The organism is Streptomyces sp. R818 (assembly GCF_056172735.1).
Genome location: NZ_JAOCNE010000001.1, coordinates 542,515 through 564,446, shown reverse-complemented (window position 1 = coordinate 564,446; position 21,932 = coordinate 542,515). Strand labels below are relative to the sequence as shown.

Annotated in this window: 18 protein-coding genes, 2 pseudogenes and 1 riboswitch; of the genes and pseudogenes, 10 read left to right on the top strand and 10 right to left on the bottom strand. The window is 69.5% G+C overall.

Annotated elements, in window-relative coordinates; translation table 11 throughout:
- The first annotated feature begins 139 nt into the window (after positions 1 to 139).
- The 3 genes from def to N5I75_RS02495 all read left to right on the top strand — a co-directional run bounded on the left by def (position 140) and on the right by N5I75_RS02495 (position 3,550).
- Entirely contained in the window at positions 140 to 790 is a 651-nt protein-coding gene (def, locus tag N5I75_RS02505; RefSeq protein WP_476673738.1) for a peptide deformylase, read from the top strand.
- A 304-nt stretch (positions 791 to 1,094) separates the two neighbouring features.
- Complete coding sequence (locus tag N5I75_RS02500) at positions 1,095 to 2,180, top strand: terpene synthase family protein (RefSeq protein ID WP_476673736.1); 1,086 nt, start codon at positions 1,095 to 1,097, stop codon at positions 2,178 to 2,180.
- Positions 2,177 to 3,550, top strand: coding sequence for a bifunctional albaflavenone monooxygenase/terpene synthase (locus tag N5I75_RS02495; RefSeq protein ID WP_476673734.1), 1,374 nt, complete (start codon positions 2,177 to 2,179; stop codon positions 3,548 to 3,550). The genes N5I75_RS02500 and N5I75_RS02495 overlap by 4 nt, the downstream gene beginning before the upstream one ends.
- A gap of 12 nt (positions 3,551 to 3,562) precedes the next feature.
- Here the strand turns inward: N5I75_RS02495 and N5I75_RS02490 are convergent, their stop codons facing one another.
- Positions 3,563 to 4,525: a helix-turn-helix domain-containing protein gene (locus tag N5I75_RS02490; protein ID WP_476673732.1), complete on the bottom strand. Its 963-nt coding sequence runs from the start codon at positions 4,523 to 4,525 to the stop codon at positions 3,563 to 3,565.
- Positions 4,526 to 4,619: 94 nt separating this feature from the next.
- On the opposite strand from N5I75_RS02490, the gene N5I75_RS02485 reads away from it, so the two are divergent.
- Positions 4,620 to 4,793 (top strand): hypothetical protein, encoded by a 174-nt coding sequence (locus N5I75_RS02485; RefSeq protein WP_476673730.1) that lies wholly within the window; start codon positions 4,620 to 4,622, stop codon positions 4,791 to 4,793.
- A gap of 16 nt (positions 4,794 to 4,809) precedes the next feature.
- Here the strand turns inward: N5I75_RS02485 and N5I75_RS02480 are convergent, their stop codons facing one another.
- From N5I75_RS02480 to N5I75_RS02460, 5 genes are all read right to left on the bottom strand, one after another.
- Complete coding sequence (locus N5I75_RS02480) at positions 4,810 to 5,835, bottom strand: ribonucleotide-diphosphate reductase subunit beta (RefSeq protein ID WP_476673728.1); 1,026 nt, start codon at positions 5,833 to 5,835, stop codon at positions 4,810 to 4,812.
- Positions 5,835 to 8,183 carry a ribonucleoside-diphosphate reductase subunit alpha gene (locus N5I75_RS02475; RefSeq protein ID WP_476673726.1) on the bottom strand — a complete coding sequence of 783 codons (2,349 nt, stop codon included), beginning with the start codon at positions 8,181 to 8,183 and terminating at the stop codon, positions 5,835 to 5,837. Before N5I75_RS02475 ends, N5I75_RS02480 begins: the two co-directional genes overlap by 1 nt.
- A 125-nt stretch (positions 8,184 to 8,308) precedes the next feature.
- Positions 8,309 to 8,437: riboswitch (cobalamin riboswitch) on the bottom strand.
- Positions 8,438 to 8,561: 124 nt separating this feature from the next.
- Positions 8,562 to 10,187 (bottom strand): monocarboxylate uptake permease MctP, encoded by a 1,626-nt coding sequence (gene mctP / locus N5I75_RS02470; protein WP_476673724.1) that lies wholly within the window; start codon positions 10,185 to 10,187, stop codon positions 8,562 to 8,564.
- Positions 10,184 to 10,477, bottom strand: a complete 294-nt coding sequence (locus N5I75_RS02465) for a DUF3311 domain-containing protein (protein WP_476673722.1) — start codon at positions 10,475 to 10,477, stop codon at positions 10,184 to 10,186. The genes mctP and N5I75_RS02465 overlap by 4 nt, the downstream gene beginning before the upstream one ends.
- A gap of 134 nt (positions 10,478 to 10,611) precedes the next feature.
- A complete protein-coding gene (locus tag N5I75_RS02460) occupies positions 10,612 to 11,376 on the bottom strand; it encodes a GntR family transcriptional regulator (protein WP_476673720.1) in 765 nt (254 codons plus the stop codon).
- 388 nt (positions 11,377 to 11,764) lie between these two features.
- On the opposite strand from N5I75_RS02460, the gene N5I75_RS02455 reads away from it, so the two are divergent.
- From N5I75_RS02455 to N5I75_RS02440, 4 genes are all read left to right on the top strand, one after another.
- On the top strand, positions 11,765 to 13,048 hold the full coding sequence (locus tag N5I75_RS02455; protein WP_476673718.1) for an extracellular solute-binding protein: 1,284 nt from the start codon (positions 11,765 to 11,767) through the stop codon (positions 13,046 to 13,048).
- A gap of 94 nt (positions 13,049 to 13,142) precedes the next feature.
- Complete coding sequence (locus N5I75_RS02450; protein ID WP_476673716.1) at positions 13,143 to 14,129, top strand: carbohydrate ABC transporter permease; 987 nt, start codon at positions 13,143 to 13,145, stop codon at positions 14,127 to 14,129.
- Positions 14,129 to 14,959 (top strand): carbohydrate ABC transporter permease, encoded by an 831-nt coding sequence (locus N5I75_RS02445; RefSeq protein WP_476673714.1) that lies wholly within the window; start codon positions 14,129 to 14,131, stop codon positions 14,957 to 14,959. The genes N5I75_RS02450 and N5I75_RS02445 overlap by 1 nt, the downstream gene beginning before the upstream one ends.
- 8 nt (positions 14,960 to 14,967) lie before the next feature.
- Entirely contained in the window at positions 14,968 to 16,452 is a 1,485-nt protein-coding gene (locus N5I75_RS02440; protein WP_476673712.1) for a glycoside hydrolase family 3 protein, read from the top strand.
- Between the two features lie 112 nt (positions 16,453 to 16,564).
- Here N5I75_RS02440 and nagB read toward each other — a convergent pair whose 3' ends face one another.
- Positions 16,565 to 17,350 carry a glucosamine-6-phosphate deaminase gene (nagB, locus tag N5I75_RS02435; RefSeq protein WP_476673710.1) on the bottom strand — a complete coding sequence of 262 codons (786 nt, stop codon included), beginning with the start codon at positions 17,348 to 17,350 and terminating at the stop codon, positions 16,565 to 16,567.
- Between the two features lie 604 nt (positions 17,351 to 17,954).
- Between nagB and N5I75_RS02430 the strand changes: the two genes are divergently transcribed.
- Positions 17,955 to 19,421, top strand: coding sequence for a histidine kinase N-terminal domain-containing protein (locus tag N5I75_RS02430; protein WP_476673873.1), 1,467 nt, complete (start codon positions 17,955 to 17,957; stop codon positions 19,419 to 19,421).
- 206 nt (positions 19,422 to 19,627) lie between these two features.
- On the opposite strand, the gene N5I75_RS02425 is transcribed toward N5I75_RS02430, so the two are convergent.
- On the bottom strand, positions 19,628 to 19,885 hold the full coding sequence (locus N5I75_RS02425; protein WP_016639615.1) for a WhiB family transcriptional regulator: 258 nt from the start codon (positions 19,883 to 19,885) through the stop codon (positions 19,628 to 19,630).
- A gap of 319 nt (positions 19,886 to 20,204) precedes the next feature.
- Positions 20,205 to 21,173 carry a diacylglycerol/lipid kinase family protein gene (locus N5I75_RS02420; protein ID WP_394430561.1) on the bottom strand — a complete coding sequence of 323 codons (969 nt, stop codon included), beginning with the start codon at positions 21,171 to 21,173 and terminating at the stop codon, positions 20,205 to 20,207.
- A gap of 59 nt (positions 21,174 to 21,232) precedes the next feature.
- Here N5I75_RS02420 and N5I75_RS02415 point away from each other — a divergent pair.
- A pseudogene (locus N5I75_RS02415) lies at positions 21,233 to 21,670 on the top strand (hypothetical protein); the annotation flags it as partial.
- Positions 21,671 to 21,715: 45 nt separating this feature from the next.
- Here the strand turns inward: N5I75_RS02415 and N5I75_RS02410 are convergent.
- Positions 21,716 to 21,932, bottom strand: a pseudogene (locus N5I75_RS02410) (sigma-70 family RNA polymerase sigma factor); the annotation flags it as partial.

Sequence of the window (21,932 nt, the reverse complement as noted above, 5' to 3'; positions counted from 1 at the left end):
GAGCTGCCGGCCGCCGGTCGTGGTGGGCTGAGCGCGCCGTTCCCCGCGCCCCTGGCGGGGCGGTCCTCAGCGGGGCCGCCAGGGTTCCCCGTACCCTGTAAGGGTTTCCCCGTACATTCCAGGAAGGCATACCTCGGTCATGGCCCAGCAGGACACCGATCAGCAGCGCGCGGGCGTGCTCCCCGTGGACGACGAGGGCTTCGTCATCGACACCGAGGAGTGCGAGGCCCGCGAGGCGGCCTACCGGGAGCGGGGGACGTCGCGGCCGATCACCGTCGTCGGCAACCCCGTCCTGCACAAGGAGTGCAAGGACGTGACCGAGTTCGACGACGAGCTCGCCGCCCTGGTCGACGACATGTTCGCCAGCCAGCGCACCGCCGAGGGCGTCGGTCTCGCCGCCAACCAGATCGGGGTCGACCGCAAGGTCTTCGTCTACGACTGCCCGGACGACGAGGGCGTGCGCCACACCGGCGTCGTCTGCAACCCGGTCCTGCGCGAGCTGCCCGCGGACCAGCGCCGGCTCGACGACTCCAACGAGGGCTGTCTGTCCGTGCCGACGGCGTACGCCGAGCTCGCGCGCCCCGACTACGCGGTGGTGACCGGGCAGGACGAGAAGGGCAACCCCATCACGGTGCGCGGCACCGGGTACTTCGCGCGCTGCCTCCAGCACGAGACGGACCACCTGTACGGGTACCTCTACATCGACCGCCTGTCGAAGCGGGAGCGCAAGAACGCCCTGAAGCAGATGGAGGAGGGCACCCCGCGCTACCCTGTGGTTCCCAACAGCTGAGACGCCGTTGGACAGTTGAGCGCCGAGCGGCGCCCGGTACGGATGTTTCCGAGCCGGGCGCCGCTCTTGTGTGCGCCCGCGCTCACATTCGTACGCCCGGGTGTGCGAACAGGACCGGCCGATCGTGACCCATATTCAGACATGTAAGGGGACGATTCCGGCGACTGGGGGTAGTGAGGGGAGCAAATCCATTCCCAGAACGGTCAGTTGTAGTGCTGAATAGAAAGCGCGGGGATACGCAACGGCGCGCGCCCGGCATCGCGGGAGGGGCGCACGCCATCAGGCGGCAGAGAGGGGTTTGTTCGTGCCTGCTTATCCAGAGACAGCGGTCCCACCGGCGCTGGCGCTACCGGTGATCGAGGACGCGTTTCCTCGCAATCTGCACCCCTATTGGCCGAGGCTCCAGGAGACAACGCGGGCCTGGCTGCTCGAAAAGCGTCTGATGCCCGCCGACAAGGTGGAGAAATATGCCGACGGTCTGTGCTACACGGACTTGATGGCGGGCTACTACACGGACGCACCGGACGACGTGCTCGCCGCCATATGCGACTACAGCGCGTGGTTCTTCGTCTGGGACGACCGCCACGACCGCGACGTGATCCACGGCCGGACGGCCAACTGGCGGCGGCTCGCGGTCGAGCTGCACGCGGCGACCGAGGCCCCACAGCTGCACCTGAACCACAAGGACCCCGTGGTCGCGGGGTTCGCCGAGAGCGTCGGCCGGCTCTACGGCACGCTGGGCCGGACGTGGAACGCCCGGTTCGCCCGCCACTTCCACGTGGTGATCGACGCGTACGACCAGGAATTCCACAACCGAATGACGGGCACTGTCCCGTCGGTCGACGAATACATCGCACTGCGCCGCAATACGTTCGCGCACTGGATCTGGCTCGACCTGCTCGAGCTGAGCGCCCAGTACGAACTCCCGGGCTGGGTGCGGAAGAACGAGGCGTATCGCCGCGCGGCGCTCGCCTGCCAGGATTTCGCGGCCTGGTACAACGACCTGTGCTCATTGCCCAAGGAAATCGCGGGCGAGGAATTGCACAACCTCGGGATAAGCCTCATCAAACACGAGGGGCTTTCTCTTCGGCAGGCGACGGAGGAAGTGCGGCGCAGAGTCGAGGGGACCATCGACGACTTCATCGCCGCGGAGGCGGAGGTGGAACAGCTCGCGGTCGCCACGGAGAATATCGGCGCCCACGGCAAGGACCTCGCGAGGGCTTTACGGTCGTGCGTGGGCAATATGCGGAACTGGTTCAGTTCCGTGTACTGGTTCCACCACGAGTCGGGGCGGTACGCGGTCGACAGCTGGGACGACCGGGCGACCCCGCCCTACGTCACGGACGTCGAGCCGGTCGAACAGACGGACCAAGTGGGAGAGTGCGCATGACCGTCGAGTCGACCCTGCCGGCGCCCTCGTCGCCCGGCGCGGAGCCGGGGCGCCCCCCACTCGCCCCGGGTGGCGCGCCGCTGCTCGGCCACGCCTGGAACCTGCTGCGCGACCCGCTCGGCTTCCTGACGCGGCTGCGCGACGGCGGCGACGTGGTCCGGCTGAAGCTGGGCCCGAGGACGGCGTACGCGGTGTGCGACCCCGAACTGGTCGCCACGCTGCTCAAGAGCCCGGACTTCCTGGTCGGAGGCCCGCTCTGGGAGACCATGGGCGTCCTGCTCGGCAAGGGCGTGGCGACCAGCAACGGGCCGCTGCACCGGCGCCAGCGCCGCGCCGTCCAGCCCGCGTTCCGCAGGGAGCGGATCCACGCGTACGCGGCCGTGATGGAGGAGGAGGCGCGGGCGATGGCCGCCCGCTGGAGCGACGGGCAGCACGTCGACATCGCGGCCGAGGTGTTCCGCACGGCGACCCGGATCGTGGCCCGGTCCGTGCTCCACATCGAGTCCGTCGACGAGCGCGCCGACCGGCTGAGCGCGGCGCTGCACACCGTGTTCGAGGGCCTGTACCGCAGGATGGTGCTTTCCTTCGGGCCGCTGTACCGGCTGCCGACCCCGGCCAACCGGCGATTCGAGAACGCGCTGGCCGATTTGCATCGCCTGGTCGATGAGATCGTGGCCGAGCGAAGGGCGTCGGGCAGCAATCCGGGTGACCTTCTCGCGGCTCTGCTCGAGGACCGCGACGAGAATGGTGAAACCGTCAACGAGCAAGAGGTGCACGACCAAGTCGTCTCCCTCGTCGTGGCCGGTGCCGAGAATGTCGCGAAGACGCTGACGTGGGTGTTCCAGCTTCTCGCCGAACACCCGGAGGCGGAAAAGCGGTTGTACACGGAGGTTGAATCCGTGACGGGTGGCGGACCGGTCGCTTTCGGTGACGTCAAAGAACTCGCATATATGCGGAATCTGCTCACCGAGTCGATGCGGATTCGGCCCGCTGTCTGGATTCTGACGCGGCTCGCCGCCGTCGACACGACGCTCGGTGGATATCGCATTCCCGCCGGGTCGGACATCGTCTACAGCCCGCTGGCCATGCAGCGCGACCCCCGCGCGTTCGCCGACCACCTCGCCTTCGACCCCGACCGGTGGCTGCCCGAGCGCGCCGCGGACGTCACACCCGCGGCGCACGCCCCCTTCAGCGTCGGCAACCGCAAGTGCCCCGGCGACCACTTCAGCATGGCCGAACTGTCGATCATCCTGGGCACGGTGGTCTCGCGCTGGCGGCTCGTGCCGACCGACGAGACGGACAGCACGGCCCGTATCGGGATCACGCTCCAGCCGAAGCGGGCCGTACTGCGGGTGGAGGCGCGGGGCTAGCCGGGACAGGCCCTAGCCGGCCAGGCGTACACGGAAGGTCCTCCTGAAGGCGTTGGGCGTCGTGCCCAGCGCTTTCATGAACTGGTGGCGCATCGCCGCCGCGTTGCCGAACCCGGCGCGCGCGGCGATGGCGTCCACCGTCTCGTCCGTCCGCTCCAGCAACTCCTGGGCGAAGAGCACCCGTTGGCGAAGCAGCCAGCGGTACGGCGTCGTGCCCGTCTCCTGCTGGAAGCGGCGGGCGAAGGTGCGCGGTGACATGAGCGCCCGCGCGGCAAGATCCTCCACGGTCACCGGCTCGTCCAGGTGCCGCTCCATCCAGGCGAGGACCTCGCCGACGGTGTCGCAGCGCGTCGCGGGCAGCGGCCGCTCCACGTACTGGGCCTGGCCGCCGTCGCGGTGCGGCGGCACGACCATGCGGCGCGCGACCGCGTTGGCCACCTCGGAGCCGTGCTCGGTGCGCACGATGTGCAGGCAGGCGTCGATCCCGGCCGCCGTGCCCGCGCTGGTGATCACCGAGCCCTCGTCCACGTACAGGACGTCGGGGTCGACCCGGGTGCGCGGATATCTGACGGCGAGATCGTGCGCGTACCGCCAGTGGACCGCGGTCCGGCGGCCGTCGAGCAGTCCGGCCTCGCCGAGCACGAACACCCCCGCGCACAGGCTGAGCACGCGCGCGCCCCGGTCGACCGCCCGGCGCAGCGCGTCGAGCAGCACCGGCGGGTACTGGTCGAAGCGCCGCCCCGCGGAGGGGATCGCGATGAGGTCGGCCTCCTCCAGGCGTTCGAGGCCGTACGGGGTGGAGACCGTCATGCCCGGTACGTGAGTGGTGAGCGAGGGCCCTTCCACGGAGGCGACCGCGAAGTCGTACGCGGGCAGCCCGGAGTCGCTGCGGTCGAGGCCGAACACCTCGCACACGACGCCGAGTTCGAAGGGGTGCACACCGTCGAGCAGCACTGCGGCCACGTTCTTCAGCATGTCTGCCAGTGTGCCGCAGAGCTGGCAGTAATTCGAGGGTCAGTGACAGGACTGCCACTGCCGCGCGGGGCCGGACGGCGGGAGAGTAGAGGACATGAACACAGCGATGAACTACCTCACCGTCCTCTTCGTCTTCCTCCTCCTCGCCGCCCCGTCCCTGTGGGGCGCCGCGCACGACCGCCGGATCGACCGGGAGATCCGGCAGGCCCGGGACGCGCGGGAGAGGGAGAGCCTGACCCGCGGCCCCGAGTACGCGAAGGTCGCGTAAGACCTCGTAGAAGCGCCTAGAAGTCCTCGTCGAAGCCGACCGAGCCCTCGACCGCCACCTGGTACGCCGAGGGCCGGCGCTCGAAGAAGTTCGTCAGCTCCTGGACACCCTGCAGCTCCATGAACGAGAACGGGTTCTCCGAGCCGTAGACCGGCGCGAAGCCGAGCCGCTGGAGCCGCTGGTCGGCCACGCACTCCAGGTACTGCCGCATCGAGTCGGTGTTCATCCCCGGCAGCCCCTCCCCGCACAGGTCACGGCCGAACTGCAGCTCGGCGTCGACCGCCTCCCGCAGCATCGCGGTGACCTGCTCCTCAAGCGCGTCGTCGAAGAGGTCCGGCTCCTCCTTGCGCACCGTGTCGACGACGTCGAAGGCGAAGCTCATGTGCATCGTCTCGTCGCGGAAGACCCAGTTGGTGCCGGTGGCCAGGCCGTGCAGCAGGCCCCGCGAGCGGAACCAGTACACGTAGGCGAAGGCCCCGTAGAAGAACAGGCCCTCGATGCACGCCGCGAAGCAGATCAGGTTGAGCAGGAAGCGGCGGCGGTCCGCCTTGGTCTCCAGGCGGTCGATGGACTCGACCGAGTCCATCCACTTGAAGCAGAACTCCGCCTTCTCCCTGATGGACGGGATGTTCTCCACCGCGGCGAACGCGGCAGCGCGGTCGTCCGGATCGGGCAGATAGGTGTCGAGCAGCGTCAGATAGAACTGGACGTGCACGGCCTCCTCGAAGAGCTGGCGCGAGAGGTAGAGCCGCGCCTCCGGGGAGTTGATGTGCTTGTAGAGGGTGAGCACCAGGTTGTTGGCGACGATCGAGTCGCCCGTCGCGAAGAACGCGACCAGGCGGCCGATCATGTGCTGCTCGCCCGGCGACAGCTTCGCGAGGTCGGCGACGTCGGAGTGGAGGTCGACCTCCTCGACGGTCCAGGTGTTCTTGATCGCGTCGCGGTAGCGCTCGTAGAAGTCCGGGTAGCGCATGGGGCGCAGGGTCAGTTCGAAGCCCGGGTCGAGCAGGTTCTTCGCGGTCTTCTCAGGAGTGGTCGTCATTACTGGCAGGCCTCGCAGGACTCGGGGTTTTCCAGGGAGCAGGCGACGGCGTCGGGCTCGGCCATCTGGACCGGCACCCGGGCAGCGGCCCGCGCGATGCGCGTCGCGGGGCGCGAGCGCAGGTAGTACGTCGTCTTCAGGCCCGACTTCCAGGCGTACGCGTACATCGAGGAGAGCTTGCCGATGGTCGGCGTCTCCAGGAACAGATTCAGGGACTGGGCCTGGTCGAGGAACGGCGTGCGGGCCGCCGCCATGTCGATGAGCCCGCGCTGCGGCAGCTCCCACGCCGTGCGGTACAGCGCGCGGACCCCCTCGGGCACCCAGGTGAAGCCCTGCACCGAGCCGTTCGACTCGCGCAGCGCCTCGCGGGTCTGCGCGTCCCAGACGCCGAGCCGCTTGAGCTCGTCGACCAGGTAGGAGTTGACCTGGAGGAACTCGCCGGAGAGCGTCTCGCGCTTGAACAGGTTGGAGACCTGCGGCTCGATGCACTCGTAGACGCCCGCGATGGAGGCGATCGTCGCGGTCGGCGCGATGGCGAGGAGCAATGAGTTGCGCATGCCGACGGCGGCGATCCGTTCCCGCAGCGCGGCCCACCGCTCCGGCCAGGTCACCTGCGCGTCGGGGTAGTGGTCGGGGTGCAGGACTCCGCGCGCGGTGCGGGTCTTCTCCCAGGCGGGCAGCGGGCCGTTGCGCTCGGCCAGGTCGGCGGAGGCCTCGTACGCGGCGAGCATGATGCGCTCGGCAAGGCGCGTCGAAAGTGCTTTCGCCTGCGGCGAGTCGAAGGGCAGGCGCAGCTTGAAGAAGACGTCCTGGAGGCCCATCGCGCCGAGGCCGACCGGGCGCCAGCGGGCGTTGGAGCGGCCCGCCTGCTCGGTCGGGTAGAAGTTGATGTCGACGACGCGGTCGAGGAAGGTGACGGCGGTGCGGACCGTCTCGTCGAGCCGCTCCCAGTCGATGTCTCCGTCGACGACGAAGGCGCCCAGGTTGACCGACCCCAGATTGCAGACAGCGGTCTCCCCGTCGTCCGTCACCTCCAGGATCTCCGTGCACAGGTTCGAGGAGTGGACGGTGTGGCCGGGCTCCGCGGTCTGGTTGGCGGTGCGGTTGGCGGCGTCCTTGAAGGTCAGCCAGCCGTTGCCGGTCTGCGCGAGGGTGCGCATCATGCGGCCGTACAGCTCGCGCGCGGGGATCGTCTTCTGCGCCTTGCCGTCGGCCTCGGCAGCGCGGTACGCGGCGTCGAACTCGGCGCCCCACAGGTCCACGAGGTCGGGCACGTCGGCCGGGGAGAACAGCGACCAGGGGCCGTCGTCGGCGACGCGGCGCATGAACTCGTCGGGGATCCAGTGCGCCAGGTTGAGGTTGTGGGTGCGGCGCGCGTCCTCGCCGGTGTTGTCGCGCAGCTCCAGGAACTCCTCGATGTCGGAGTGCCAGGTCTCCAGGTAGACGGCGGCGGCGCCCTTGCGGCGCCCGCCCTGGTTCACGGCGGCGACCGACGCGTCCAGCGTCTTCAGGAACGGCACGATGCCGTTGGAGTGCCCGTTGGTGCCCCGGATCAGCGAACCCCGGCTGCGGATGCGGGAGTAGGAGAGTCCGATGCCGCCGGCGTGCTTGGAGAGGCGGGCCACCTGGTGGTAGCGGTCGTAGATCGAGTCCAGCTCGTCGAGCGGGGAGTCGAGCAGGTAGCAGCTCGACATCTGCGGGTGACGGGTGCCGGAGTTGAAGAGGGTGGGGGAGGAGGGGAGGTAGTCCAGGCGGCTCATGAGGCCGTAGAGGTCGGCGACCTCGCCCAGGGCGCGCACGGAATCGTCCTCGGCCAGACCGGTGGCCACGCGCAGCATGAAGTACTGCGGCGTCTCGATGACCTGGCGGGTGATCGGGTGGCGCAGCAAGTAACGGCTGTGCAGGGTGCGCAGGCCGAAGTAGCCGAAGCGGTCGTCGGCGCCGGTGTCGATGAGCGCGTCGAGCCGCGTCGCGTGTACGCGGGCGAACTCGGCGGTGCGGTCGGCGATCAGGCCCTCCCGGTGGCCGACCGCGATCGACCCCGTGAAGGAGGTGACCCCCTGCGTGGCTGCCTCGGCGGCGATGGTGAGCGTGAGCAGGCGGGCGGCGAGCCGGGAGTAGACCGGGTCCTCGGAGATCAGCCCGGCGGCGGCCTCGGTGGCCAGCTCGCGCAGCTCGGCCTCGTCGGCGCGGGCGCTGCGGCCGCGCAGCGCGGCGGCGGCGACGCGGCCGGGGTCGGCGCCCGGGAGGTCGGCGGTCAGCTCGGTCAGGGTGCGCAGCAGCGCGGTGCCCGGAGCGTCCTGCTCTTCTGCGGCTGAGACCGGTTCGGCGGGCGGCGCGATGGTCACTGGGGGCTCTCCCTCGCTCGGCTCGGGGCCTTGCGGGGAGGAGTGGCTCGGGCGCGCACGCAGGGGGGCGCCGTCGTCACCGGCCCATTCCGCGAGGCCCGGACGTCATCTCCGTCCGGGCCGGACGGCTCGGACGGGCTGCGGCAGGTCGTCGGACTCACGCGGGCGCGGCGGTATGCGCGCTACGTTCACCGTTGCGGGACAGTTCCGGATTTGCACCGGATTCCCCTGCGGCTGCAGCGAGAGCGAGCATACATGTTGTGCCGGGTGCGAGTGACGGGCCCATATCTTGTGTCGGCCGTGTCGTTCAGCGGCACGTACGAGGACGGGCCCCTCCGCGCAAGCAGAGGGGCCCGTCCTAAGGAACGTACGACTGGATCAGTGGCCGGAGCCCGCCCCCACGACCGGGAGGTCCGTCTGCACGCCCTTGTCGCCGGCGTCGGCCGTGTAGTCGCCGGGCGACGTCTCGTCGATGCCCTCGGGGGCCTTCGCCGCCCTCAGGACGAAGGTCAGGACGACGGTCACGATCACGTTCATCACGAACGCCGTCAGACCGATGTACCCGATCTCCCCGATGCCGGGAATCTCCTTCGAGGACCCGCCGAAGTGCGCCTGCGTCGGCGACGCCACCCCGTACGCGGCGAGCGTGCCGTACACCATGCCGACCGCCCAGCCCGCGATCAGCGCCCAGCGGTGGAACCAGCGGGTGAAGAGGCCGCCGACCAGCGCCGGCATGGTCTGCAGGATCCAGATGCCGCCGAGGAGCTGGAAGTTGATGGCGACGGTCTTGTCCATGGTGAGGACGAAGACGAGCGCGCCCACCTTCACGAGCAGCGACACGAGCTTGGAGACCTTGGTCTCCTGCGCCGGGGTCGCGTCGGGCTTGATGAAGTCCTTGTAGATGTTGCGCGTGAAGAGGTTCGCCGCGGCGATGGACATGATGGCCGCGGGCACGAGCGCGCCGATGCCGATGGCGGCGAACGCGACACCCGTGAACCAGTCGGGGAACATGTCCTCGAACAGCTGCGGGATCGCCAACTGCCCGTTCTGCACCTTGATCCCGGCCGCGATCGCCATGAACCCGAGCAGCGCGAGCAGGCCCAGCATGAGCGAGTACAGCGGCAGGATCGTGGTGTTGCGGCGGATCACGTCACGGCTCTTGGAGGAGAGCGTCGCGGTGATCGAGTGCGGGTACATGAACAGCGCGAGCGCCGAGCCGAGCGCGAGCGTCGCGTACGTCCAGTGGCCCGCCTCGCCCGGCGCGAGCGCCCCGACGGGTTTCCCTGTCGCCGGATTGAGCTGCTCGAACTTCTCGCCCGCCGCGGCGAAGATGTCGTCGAAGCCGCCCAGCTTGATCGGGATGTAGATGATGGCGACCGCGATGACGAGGTAGATCAGACCGTCCTTGACGAACGCGATCAGCGCGGGGGCGCGCAGGCCCGAGGAGTACGTGTACGCCGCGAGGACGCCGAAGGCGATGAGGAGCGGCAGGTCCTTGATGAACCAGTTGGTGTTCTCGCCGCCGCCGACGCCCATGACGTCGAGCACGGCCTGGATGCCGACGAGCTGGAGCGCGATATACGGCATCGTGGCGAGGATGCCGGTGATCGCGACGGCGAGGGAGAGGCCCTTGGAACCGAAGCGGCCGCGTACGAAGTCCGAGGTCGTGACGTACCCGTGGCGGTGCGAGACCGACCACAGGCGCGGCAGGAACGTGAAGATCAGCGGGTAGACCAGGATCGTGTACGGCACGGCGAAGAAGCCGGACGCGCCCGCCGCGTAGATCGCCGCGGGGACGGCGACGAAGGTGTACGCCGTGTAGAGATCGCCGCCGAGCAGGAACCAGGTGATCCAGGTGCCGAACGAGCGCCCGCCGAGGCCCCATTCGTCGAGCGAGTCGGTCTCGGAGCGGCGCCAGCGCGCGGCGAGGAAGCCCATGACCGTGACGGCCACGAAGAAGATGATGAAGACGGTGAGCGCGACACCGTTGACGCCGTCGTTCATCGCTGCCCCTCCGATTCCTGAGCGGAGCGGACGGCCGAGTCCCTGCGACCGCGCTGGTCACGCTGCCAGAGCTGGTACGCGATCATCGTGAGCCCGGTCGAGATCAGCACCCAGAGCATCTGGTACCAGTAGAAGAACGGGATGCCGATGAAGGTCGGGTCGATCTTCGAGTAGGAGCTGACCCAGAGCATCGCCACGAACGGTGCGACCAGGCACAGCCCGATGACCACGCGGACCGGTGTCACCACCGGTCTTGCTGCTTTGTTCGCCACTTCCGGCGCATCGGACATCTCGGGCTCCGTCCCCTCGCTGATCCCACTTATCTCACGCTTAACGTGCGGGAAATCTAGTGCGAGAGTCTTGGTCTTTGGAACCCCTGTCCGGATAACGGACGAGACCCTTCCGGTCCGCCGACGGGTGATCGTCAGTCGATGGGGCGCTTGAGGCGCGCCACGAACTTGTACCGGTCGCCCCGGTACACCGAGCGCACCCACTCCACCGGCTGCGCCGAGCCGTCGATCGAGTGGCGGGAGAGCATCAGCATCGGCAGGCCGACGTCGGTGCCGAGCAGTCCGGCCTCGCGCGGGGTGGCGAGGGAGGTCTCGATGGTCTCCTCGGCCTCGGCGAGATGGACGTCGTAGACCTCGGCGAGGGCCGTGTAGAGAGAGGTGTACTTGACGAGCGATCTGCGCAGCGCCGGGAAGCGCTTGGCGGAGAGGTGCGTCGTCTCGATGGCCATGGGCTCGCCGCTGGCCAGGCGCAGGCGTTCGATACGCAGGACGCGGCCGCCGGCGGAGATGTCGAGGAGCTGGGCGAGGGTGTCGTCGGCGGTGACGTAGCCGATGTCGAGCAGCTGCGAGGTCGGCTCCAGGCCCTGGGCCCGCATGTCCTCGGTGTAGGAGGTGAGTTGCAGCGCCTGGGAGACCTTGGGCTTGGCGACGAAGGTGCCCTTGCCCTGGATGCGCTCCAGGCGGCCCTCGACGACCAGCTCCTGGAGGGCCTGGCGGACGGTGGTGCGGGAGGTGTCGAACTCGGCGGCGAGCGTGCGCTCCGGCGGCACCGGCGTGCCCGGCGGCAGGGTCTCCGTCATGTCGAGCAGATGCTTCTTCAGGCGGTAGTACTTGGGCACGCGTGCGGTACGGACGGGCGCCCCGCTCTCGTTCTCCGCACTGCTCACGTCGGTGCTCATGCTCCGCCTTCCCGGCTCCGGTGCCGACGCGGCCGACGTACCCATCGGCCACGGCTCACATCGTGGCACGGCTCGCTCCGGGGGACTCCCCGTACGCTCCGTGATCCCTCCTTATACCGCCCGCTGACTCTCTGGTCTAGTCCACGCACCCTCGGATGGGAGCGGTCCCCCGAACCGCCCAACGCCCTTGTCTCGACGGGCGGGTGTCGTTCCGATAACGGACGCACAGGTCTTTCTCAGCCACCCTTGACACCTCTATTGGTCTGGGCCAAGCTCCCCGTACTGGTCTACACCATTAAACGGAGACCGGGTCCCAGTCCCACGAAGCACTGCTCGTCGTATGCGTCGCTGTGGGTGGGGGGTTGCTGGCATCCCTGAGGAGGGTGACGTGAAGCGCAAGCTCATTGCGGCCATCGGCGTCGCGGGCATGTTGGTCTCGATCGCGGCCTGTGGCAGTGACGACGACAAGGACAGCGGGAGCAAGGCGGGGGCGGACGGGTACAAGGGGCAGACGCTGACCGTCTGGACCATGTCCGGCTCCAACCCGCCGGAGTGGACCAAGAAGGTCACCGCCGAGTTCGAGAAGAAGACCAAGGCGAAGCTGGACATCCAGGTCCAGGAGTGGAACGGCATCCAGCAGAAGGTCACCACGGCCCTCTCGGAGTCCAACCCGCCGGACGTCCTGGAGATCGGCAACACGCAGACACCTGCGTACGCCAAGACCGGCGGTCTCGCCGAGCTGTCCGACCTCAAGAGCGAGATCGGCAAGGACTGGGCCGACGCGGTCAACGAGCCGGCCGTCTACGAGGGCAAGCAGTACGCGCTGCCGTGGTACTTCGGCAACCGCACGGTCATGTACAACAAGAAGATCTGGAAGCAGGCCGGCATCACGGAGACGCCGAAGACCCGCGCCGAGCTCTTCGCCGACCTCAAGAAGATCGGCGAGAAGACCAAGGCCGAGCCGCTCTACCTGCCGGGCCAGAACTGGTACTTCTTCGACGGCCTCCTCGTCGGCCAGGGCGTCGAGCCCGTGAAGCAGGACGGCGACAAGTGGGTCTCCAACCTCGGTGACCCGAAGGTCGCCAAGGCGATGGACATCTACAAGCAGTACCAGGCCTTCTCCAAGGCGCCCAAGGACAAGGACGAGGCCACGCCGCAGCAGGCCACGATCTTCGGCAAGGGCAACACCGGCGCGATCATCGCCATGGGCTACGAGGCCGGCACCGCGCTGCAGGCCAAGAAGCTCAAGGCGGAGGACATCGGCTTCTTCACCATCCCCGGTGAGACGGCCGACAAGCCCGAGGGCGTCTTCCTCGGCGGCTCCAACCTCGCCGTCGCCGCGGGCTCCAAGAAGCAGGACCTCGCCAAGGAGTTCCTGAAGGTCGCGCTCTCCGTCGAGAACGACGGCCAGCTGGTCAAGGAGGCCGGCTGGGTGCCGAAGTCCCCGGCCCTGGAGTCCTACGCCAAGGACCAGCCGGCCGCGCAGGCCGGTGCCCCCGCCGCCGCCAAGTCCGGCGGCACCACCCCGCTGATCCCGGAGTGGGCGCCGGTGGAGAACCCGCCGAACCCGATCAAGACCTACATGACCGCGGTCCTGAACGGTAAGTCCCCCGCCGCCGCCGCCAAGCAGGTCGAGGGCGAGCTCAACAAGCGGCTGAGCCAGCAGCAGTAGTCGCCCGGGCCGGGGCGGCGGAACGGGTCCCGACCCGGGCCGCCGCCCCGGCCCGACGCATCGTCCAGTCACGGCTTTGGAAGAGATGGCGAGCATGGCAGTGCAGACCAACCCGGCGGACGCGGTCGACAAGATCGCGCCCGGCGGGCAGCGCAGCGGTCGCGCACCCGGACCGCGGGGGGAGAAGCGGAAGGGCGCGGCGAACACCGTCCCGTACCTGCTGCTGCTCCCCGCCCTCCTGGTGACGGCGATCTTCCTCGGCTGGCCCCTGGTGAAGGACGGCTTGCTGTCGTTCCAGAACCTCAACATGGGCCAGCTCATCCAGCACGTCACCGAGTGGAACGGCGTAGAGAACTACAAGGAGGTCCTCGGCGGCGAGGACTTCTGGCGCGTCACGCTGCGCTCCACGATCTTCACGGCGATCAACGTCGTCCTGATCATGGTGGCGGGCACCCTCGTCGGGCTGCTGCTCGCGCGTCTCGGCAAGAAGATGCGCCTGACGCTCATGCTGGGCCTCGTCCTGGCCTGGGCCATGCCGCTCGTCGCGTCGTCCACCGTCTACCAGTGGCTGTTCGCGTCCCGCTTCGGCATCGTCAACTGGGTGCTCGACAAGCTCGGCTGGCACTCCATGGCCGACTACAACTGGACCGGCTCGCAGATCTCCACGTTCTTCGTGATCGGCCTGCTGATTGTCTGGGGCTCCATCCCGTTCGTCGCGATCAACCTGTACGCCGCCACGACCACCATCCCGCGCGAGCTGTACGAGGCCGCGGCGCTCGACGGGGCCGGCGCGTGGAAGCAGTTCACCTCGGTGACCTTCCCCTTCCTGCGCCCCTTCCTCTACGCCACGACGTTCCTCGAGGTCATCTGGGTCTTCAAGGCGTTCGTGCAGGTCTTCACCATCAACGAGGGCGGCCCCGACCGGCTCACCGAGACCCTGCCGGTCTACGCGTTCGTCGAAGGCGTCGGCAACCAGCACTACGGCAAGGGCGCCGCGATCGCGATGCTCACCATCGTGGTCATGCTGGTCCTCACCGCGTACTACCTCCGCATCGTTCTCAAGCAAGAGGAGGACGAGTAGTGAAGCGCTCCCTGCTCGGCCGCATCTGGCCCAACGCCACGGCGCTCGTGCTGTTCGTGTTCATGGTCTTCCCCGTGTACTGGATGTTCACGACGGCCTTCAAGCCGACCGCGGACATCGTCACGGACACCCCGGTCTGGTTCCCGACCGACGTCACCTTCGAGCACTTCAGGACGGCCGTCGACGCGCCCGACTTCTGGCAGCTGGTGACCAACTCGATCACCGTCACCGTCTGTGCGGTGCTGCTCTCCCTCGTCATCGCGCTGTGCGCGTCGTTCGCCCTCGCCCGGATGCGGTTCAAGGGGCGCAAGGGCATGATCCTGGTCTTCATGATCGCGCAGATGGCGCCCTGGGAGGTCATGGTCATCGCGATCTACATGATCGTGCGCGACGCCGACATGCTGAACAGCCTCCTCCCGCTGACCCTCTTCTACATGGTGATGGTGCTGCCCTTCACCGTCCTGACGCTGCGCGGCTACGTCGCCGCGGTGCCCAAGGAGCTGGAGGAGTCCGCGATGGTCGACGGGTGCAGCCGCCCGCAGGCCTTCGTCAAGGTCATCCTCCCGCTGCTCGCGCCCGGCCTGATGGCCACCTCGCTCTTCGGCTTCGTCACGGCGTGGAACGAGTTCCCGCTGGTGCTGATCCTGAACAAGGAACCCGGCTCGAAGACCCTCCCTCTCTGGCTGTCGCAGTTCCAGAGCCAGTTCGGGGACGACTGGGGCGCCACCATGGCGGCGGCCTCCCTCTTCGCCATCCCGATCCTCATCGTCTTCGTCTTCCTGCAGCGCAAGGCCGTCAGCGGCCTCACCTCCGGCGCCGTGAAGGGATAACGCCACCGATGACCACTGTCACCAGCGGCACAGACACGCTCACCCGCGACGCGCTCGCCGTCCTCCAGCCCGGCTTCGCCGGCACCACCGCCCCGGACTGGGTGCTGCGCAGCCTCGGCGAGGGCCTCGCCTCGGTCGGCCTGTTCGGCCGCAACATCCAGACACCCGACCAAGTGGCCGCGCTCACCGCCCAGCTGAAGGCGGAGCGCGACGACCTCCTCGTCGCCATCGACGAGGAGAGCGGCGACGTCACCCGCCTCGAGGTCCGTACGGGCTCCTCGTTCCCCGGCAACCACGCGCTCGGCAAGGTCGACGACGTGGAGCTGACCCGCTCCGTCGCCTTCGAGCTCGGCCGGCGGCTCGCCGAGTGCGGCGTCAACCTCAACTGGGCGCCGTCCGCCGACGTCAACGCCAACCCCGACAACCCGGTCATCGGCGTCCGCTCCTTCAGCGCCGACACCGCGCTCGTCGCCCGGCACACCGCTGCCTACGTGGAGGGCATGCAGGCCGCCGGTGTCGCGGCCTGCACCAAGCACTTCCCGGGCCACGGCGACACCGGGGTCGACTCCCACCACGACATGCCGCTCATCGACGTCGGCCTCGACGTCCTGAACGCCCGCGACCTCGCCCCGTTCCGCGCGGCGATCGCGGCGGGCAGCCGCGCCGTGATGAGCGCCCACATCCTGGTCCCGGCCCTCGACGCGGACCGCCCGGCGACCCTCTCCCGCCGCATCCTCACCGGCCTGCTCCGCGAGGAACTCGGCTACGACGGCCTCATCGTCACCGACGGCATCGAGATGCAGGCCATCTCCTCCGCCTACGGGATCGAGCGCGGCAGCGTCCTCGCCATCGCCGCGGGCGCCGACGCCATCTGCGTCGGCGGCGGCCTCAACGACGAGGGCACGGTCACCCGGCTGCGCGACGCCCTGGTCGCCGCCGTCCGCTCCGGCGACCTCCCCGAGGAACGCCTCGCGGACGCCGCCGCCCGGGTGCGCTCGCTCGCCGAGTGGACGCGGGCGGCGGGCGCGGGCCCGGGCGCCGTCTCCGACCCCGAGGTCGGCCTGGTCGCGGCCCGCCGCGCGGTCACGGTCACGCGCGGCGAGTACGCCCCGCCGGTCTCAGGACCGGTGCACGTCGCCGCCTTCTCGCCGCTCGCCAACATCGCGGTCGGCGACGAGACCCCCTGGGGCGTCGGCGCCGAACTCGAACGCCTCCTCCCCGGCACCACCACCGGCTCCTACTCGGGCCCGGACGCGGGCGCCGCCGCGCTCGCCGCCGCGGGGGACCGGCGCCTCGTCGCCGTGGTCCGCGACGAACACCGCCACCCCTGGATGTCCGACGCCCTGACCACCCTCCTCGCCGCCCGCCCGGACACGGTCGTCGTCGAGATGGGCGTCCCGGGGGCGGCTCCGCGCGGGGCACTGCACATCGCTACGCACGGGGCGGCGCGGGTGTGCGGGGTCGCTGCCGCTGAGGTCATCGTGGCGGGGTAGTCGGCGCGCGGGGCGTACCCGCACCGGTGAGCCATACACGAAGGGGCCGGTCATCCCGTACGGGGGATGACCGGCCCCTTCCGCGCGCCCCGGGCGGCCGGGACGGTCGGGCCTACAGCCCCTGCCACTCCGGCTTGTTGGCGTACGTGTGCCGGAAGTAGTCCGCGAGCTTCAGCTTCGACGCGGCGGCCTCGTCGACGACGACCGTCGCGTGCGGGTGCAGCTGCAGCGCCGACGCCGGGACCACCGAGGCGACGGGCCCCTCCACCGTCGCCGCCACCGCGTCCGCCTTGCCCTCACCGGTGGCGAGCAGCACCAGGTGCCGCGCCTCCAGGATCGTGCCGATACCCTGCGTGATGACGTGCCGCGGCACCTGGCTGAGGTCCCCGTCGAAGAACCGCGCGTTGTCCGCGATCGTCTGCTCGGTCAGCGTCTTGATCCTGGTCCGCGAGGCGATCGACGAGCACGGCTCGTTGAACCCGATGTGCCCGTCGGTGCCGATCCCGAGCAGCTGGAGGTCGACCCCGCCCGCCTCGGCCAGCGCCCGGTCGTACGCCTCGCACGCCGCCTGCACGTCGTCGGCGCTGCCGTCGGGCCCCATGAACGCCGCCTCGCCGAGCCCGAGCGGCTCCACGACCTCGCGCAGCACCGTCGCCCGGTAGGACTCGGGGTGCCCCGTGGGCAGGCCCACGTACTCGTCGAGCTGGGCGATGCGGGCCTTCGACGCGTCGACGTCACCGGCGCGCACCTTGGCCGTCAGCGCCTCGTAGATGGGCAGCGGCGTCGAGCCGGTGGCGACGCCGAGCAGCGCGTCGGGCTTGCGCCGCAGCAGCTGGGCCATGGCCTCGGCGATCAGTTCGCCACCTGCCTTGGCGTCCGGAACGATCACAACTTCCACGCTGGGCCTGCCGTTCTGGTCAGAGGAGACTGGAGGAGGGGTTGGGGAGCATGTGGTATAGACCAATCGAGACCAATCTAGCAGAGCGACCCCCTGCCGGTCAGGCCCTCCACGGCCCCGCTCCGTCCATGCTCAGCGCATCGGGTGGCCTCGGCATGTCGAGGACGGAAGGGGGTGGCGAACAGCCCTGCCGAGGGGGTCTCGCGAGGGCCGCCCGGCCCGCGAGTGAACCGGCCGGCGCCGGCGCCCGTGGACAGAGGCGGACGCCACTGCGGACAGGTCCCCCGAACCCGCCCCCGGAGCCGGAGGAAGAGACGACAATAAAGCCGTGCCGACGCATAGACATCGGCGAATGGTCTAGTCCACAATGCGTACGAAAGGCCTCCGCCCTCCCCGCACAGGAGGACGGACAGAGGAACCCCGCTCTCTGCCCTGACTGCGGCGGCTCCTCGATCGGCAGCCGGGCACCGCACACCTGGCAGCCGATGCACCTGAAGGGCTGCGGTGCCAGGGAAAGGGTCGAGGGTCCCTCCCCCCGGCGCCGCGGCCCGTCGGTCTTTTCGGGCCCGCGCGGACCTGCGGGTACGCTCGCCTGGTGCCCTCCATGAACGATCTCGTACGCCAGCACACCGCCCTCGGCGACTCCGACCTCGAGTGGCTCCACCTGCTGGTCTCGGAGTGGCAACTGCTCTCCGACCTCTCCTTCGCCGACCTCGTCCTGTGGGTTCCCACGCGCGACGGCACCCGGTACGTCTCCGTGGCGCAGATGCGCCCGAACACCGGCCCGACGTCGTACCAGGACGACATGGTCGGGCATCTGGTGCCGCGCGGCCGTCGCCCCATGCTGGACGCCGCGCTCGACGAGGGCCGCATCGTGCGCGAGGGCGACCCCGAGTGGCGCGAGGAAGTCCCCGTACGGGTCGAGTCCATCCCCGTACGCAGGGAGGGCCGGGTCCTCGGCGTCATCGCGCGCAACACGAATCTGCTGACCGTCCGCACGCCGTCCCGCCTGGAACTGACCTATCTGCAGTCGGCGTCCGACCTGGCGCAGATGATCGCCGCCGGTTCGTTCCCGTTCCCCGGCCAGCAGGTGGACATGGACGCCTCCCCGCGCGTGGGCGACGGACTGATCCGCCTCGACGCCGACGGTGTCGTCCAGTACGCGTCCCCGAACGCGCTCTCCGCCTACCACCGCCTCGGCTTCTCGGCCGACCTGGTCGGCCACGACCTCGGCAGGACCACCGCCGAACTGGCGCCCTCGCGCGGCCCGGTGGACGAGGCGCTCGCCAAGGTGGCCAGCGGCTGGGCGCCGCGCGAGTTCGAGATCGAGGGCGAGGAAGGATCGATCCAGCTGCGGGCGATCCCGCTCAAGCCCAAGGGCACGCGCATCGGTTCACTGGTCCTGCTGCGCGACGTCACCGAACTGCGGCGGCGCGAGCGGGAGTTGATCACCAAGGACGCGACCATCCGGGAGATCCACCACCGGGTGAAGAACAACCTGCAGACCGTGGCGGCCCTGTTGCGCCTCCAGGCCCGGCGCATCGAGTCGGACCGGGGGCGCGAGGCGCTCGAAGAGGCGGTCCGGCGCGTCGGCTCCATCGCGATCGTCCACGAGACGCTCTCGCAGAACCTGGACGAGCGCGTGGAGTTCGACGAGATCGCCGACCGGGTCCTCGCCATGGTCGCCGAGATCTCGCCCGGCCAGGTGACGGGCCGGCGCACGGGCCGCTTCGGCATCCTGGACGCCGAGGTGGCCACGCCCCTGTCGATGGTCCTCACCGAAGTGCTGCAGAACGCGCTTGAGCACGGCTACCGCCAGGGCGACACCGGCACCGTCGAGGTCTCCGCGGTGCGCGGCGGCACCAGCAAGGACGCCCGGCTCCTCATCACCGTCCAGGACGACGGCGTCGGCCTGCCCGAGGGCTTCGACCCGAAGCGCGCCGGCAACCTGGGGCTGCAGATCGTACGCACCTTGGTGGAGGGCGAGTTGGGCGGATCGTTCGACATGGTCCCCGCACCCGAGCGCGGCACCCAGGTCGTCCTCGACATCCCGGTGCGCTCGACCAAGTAGCCGCCAGGCCGCCACCATACGTACGAGCACAGCAAGGAGCCCCGGACCGTGGAACGGTTCCGGGGCTCTCTGCTCGCGTTGCTCGGGTCTTGTCCCGGGCTGAGCCTGGGGGAGCATCGGGGGGTACTGCGCGCTGCGGCTCGGGGGCGGGGGGATGCGTACTCGCTGTACGCGCCGCCGGGCTCAGGCTCGTAGGGGGTGGGGAATCAGGCGGAGGCCTGACGGGCCCGGTTGCGAGCGGCGCGGCGCTTCATCGCGCGGCGCTCGTCCTCGCTGAGGCCACCCCAGACGCCGGAGTCCTGGCCGGACTCGAGCGCCCACTGCAGGCACTGCTCCATGACGGGGCAGCGACGGCAGACGGCCTTGGCTTCCTCGATCTGCAGCAGCGCAGGACCAGTGTTGCCGATGGGGAAGAAGAGCTCGGGGTCTTCTTCGCGGCAAACGGCGTTGTGACGCCAGTCCATGGCTGCTACCTCTCCTTGGTATGACATGCGGGTTGCTTGTGAATGTGAACGCTTTCACGAATCCCTCAACAAGTGAAGGGACGAACGTCACATGGGCGACGGGTGTCCGTTGCTTTGAGGAGGGGATTCGGGCTCTCTGTGGGGCCGATGTTGCGGGCCGTCCCGAGCGCCATGTAGAGATTCGCAAACCTCGGCGGCGGATACAACCCCTTCCGGAAAGTTTTTTTTGATTCCTCGGTGTCGACTAGGTCACAGCCGTCATTCCATGGGGTGGGACCTGGCCCAAACGTTCGAGATAAAGGACTTTGGGCCCTTCCACTCACACAATCACACGCAGTGCACGGCGTACGCCTGTGAACGTCACGCTGGTACGCAGCCCCAGGTGGTCACCGTCCATCTGGAGGGGCAGGGGCGCCTTCGAATGCAAGGTGAAGTCCGTGAGGTCATGGAGCGTGACCGCGTTCTTACCGTGAGGTCCCCGCTCGGGTGAGGACGTCAGCAACTGGGTGCCGTAACGGGCCACCGCCGGAGTCGACAGTTTCTTCAGTCCGAGCACGTCAAGGCCGGTGTCGAAGGACGCCTTGGGTGTCGGATAGAGCGGCCGGTTGCCCAGGAACGACCACGGCGAGGTGTTGCTGACTATGGAGACGACCAGATCCGTGATCGGGTCCTCGCCCGGCCGTTCGAGCGTGATGGTGCCGTGTCTGCGGTCCGGCTCCCCGAGGAATTGCCGGACGACCTGTCGCACGTACAGGGCATGGGTCGAACGCTTGCCGCGTTCCCGCTGCTGCTCCACGCGACCCACCACGCCCGCGTCGAAGCCGACGCCCGCGCTGAACGTGAACCAGCGCGACGGCACCGCCTCGTCCTCCGTGCCCGGGGTGCCCGCGGTGAGGCCCAGGCCGACCGTGCGCTCACGGCCCTCGCGCAGGGCGTCCAGGAGCTGTCCGGTGGCCTCCACGGGCTCGTTCGGCAGGCCCAGGGCGCGTGCGAAGACGTTGGTGGAGCCGCCGGGGACGACGGCCAGGCGCGGCAACCGGTCGGGGTCGGGGCCGTGGTGCAGCAGCCCGTTCACGACCTCGTTGACCGTGCCGTCGCCGCCGAGGGCGACGACCAGCTCGATGTCCTTGCTCTCCGCCGCCTGCCGGCCCAGGTCGCGCGCGTGCCCGCGGTACTCGGTGGTGACCGCGTCGAGCTTCATCTCGCTGGCGAGCGCGTGGATCAGGACATCGCGCGTGCGCGCACTGGTGGTGGTAGCCGCCGGATTGACCACAAGAAGTGCACGCATGCGAAGCAGGGTACCCAGCGCCCTGCGGAGAACGCTTGGCCGGGGGCTACCCTGCAAAGGTGACCTCTGAGCAGAATCCCGCCCCCGAGACCCCCGAAGAAGACGGCCCGCGACCCGGCCGGCTGACCGCCGCCGCGGCCCTGGCCGGACTCGAAGGAGCCGCGCTCGTCGTGGGCGGCGGCTACATGCTGGTCGCCGGGGTCTCAGGGAGCCCCGACAACCCCGAGCAGGCCGTCACCGGCGGGGTGACCCTGATCGTGCTCGCCCTGCTGCCGCTGCTCGCCGCGCGCGGGCTGCTCGGGCGCAAGAGCTGGAGCCGGGGTCCGGCGATCATCACGCAGATCATGGCGCTGCCGGTCGCCTACACGCTGCTGCAGGCCGACAGCATGGCCATCCCCGGCGGGATCGCGCTCGCCGCGGTGGCGATCGCGGCGCTGGTCCTGCTGGTCAATCCGGCGACCACGCGCGCGCTCGGCATCCGCACGCCGGGGAGCGCACACCAGTCCGGAGTAGGCGGGGCCGCCGCCGCTCACTCCGTTCGCTCACTCCTCGACGAGGAGCTTCTCCCGCAGCTGGGCGAGGGTGCGGGCGAGCAGCCGCGAGACGTGCATCTGGGAGATGCCCACCTCCTGCGCGATCTGCGACTGCGTCATGTTCCCGAAGAACCGCAGCAGCAGGATGCGCTTCTCGCGCGGCGGCAGGTCCTCCAGGAGCGGCTTGAGGGACTCGCGGTACTCGACGCCCCTCCAGGGCCTCGTC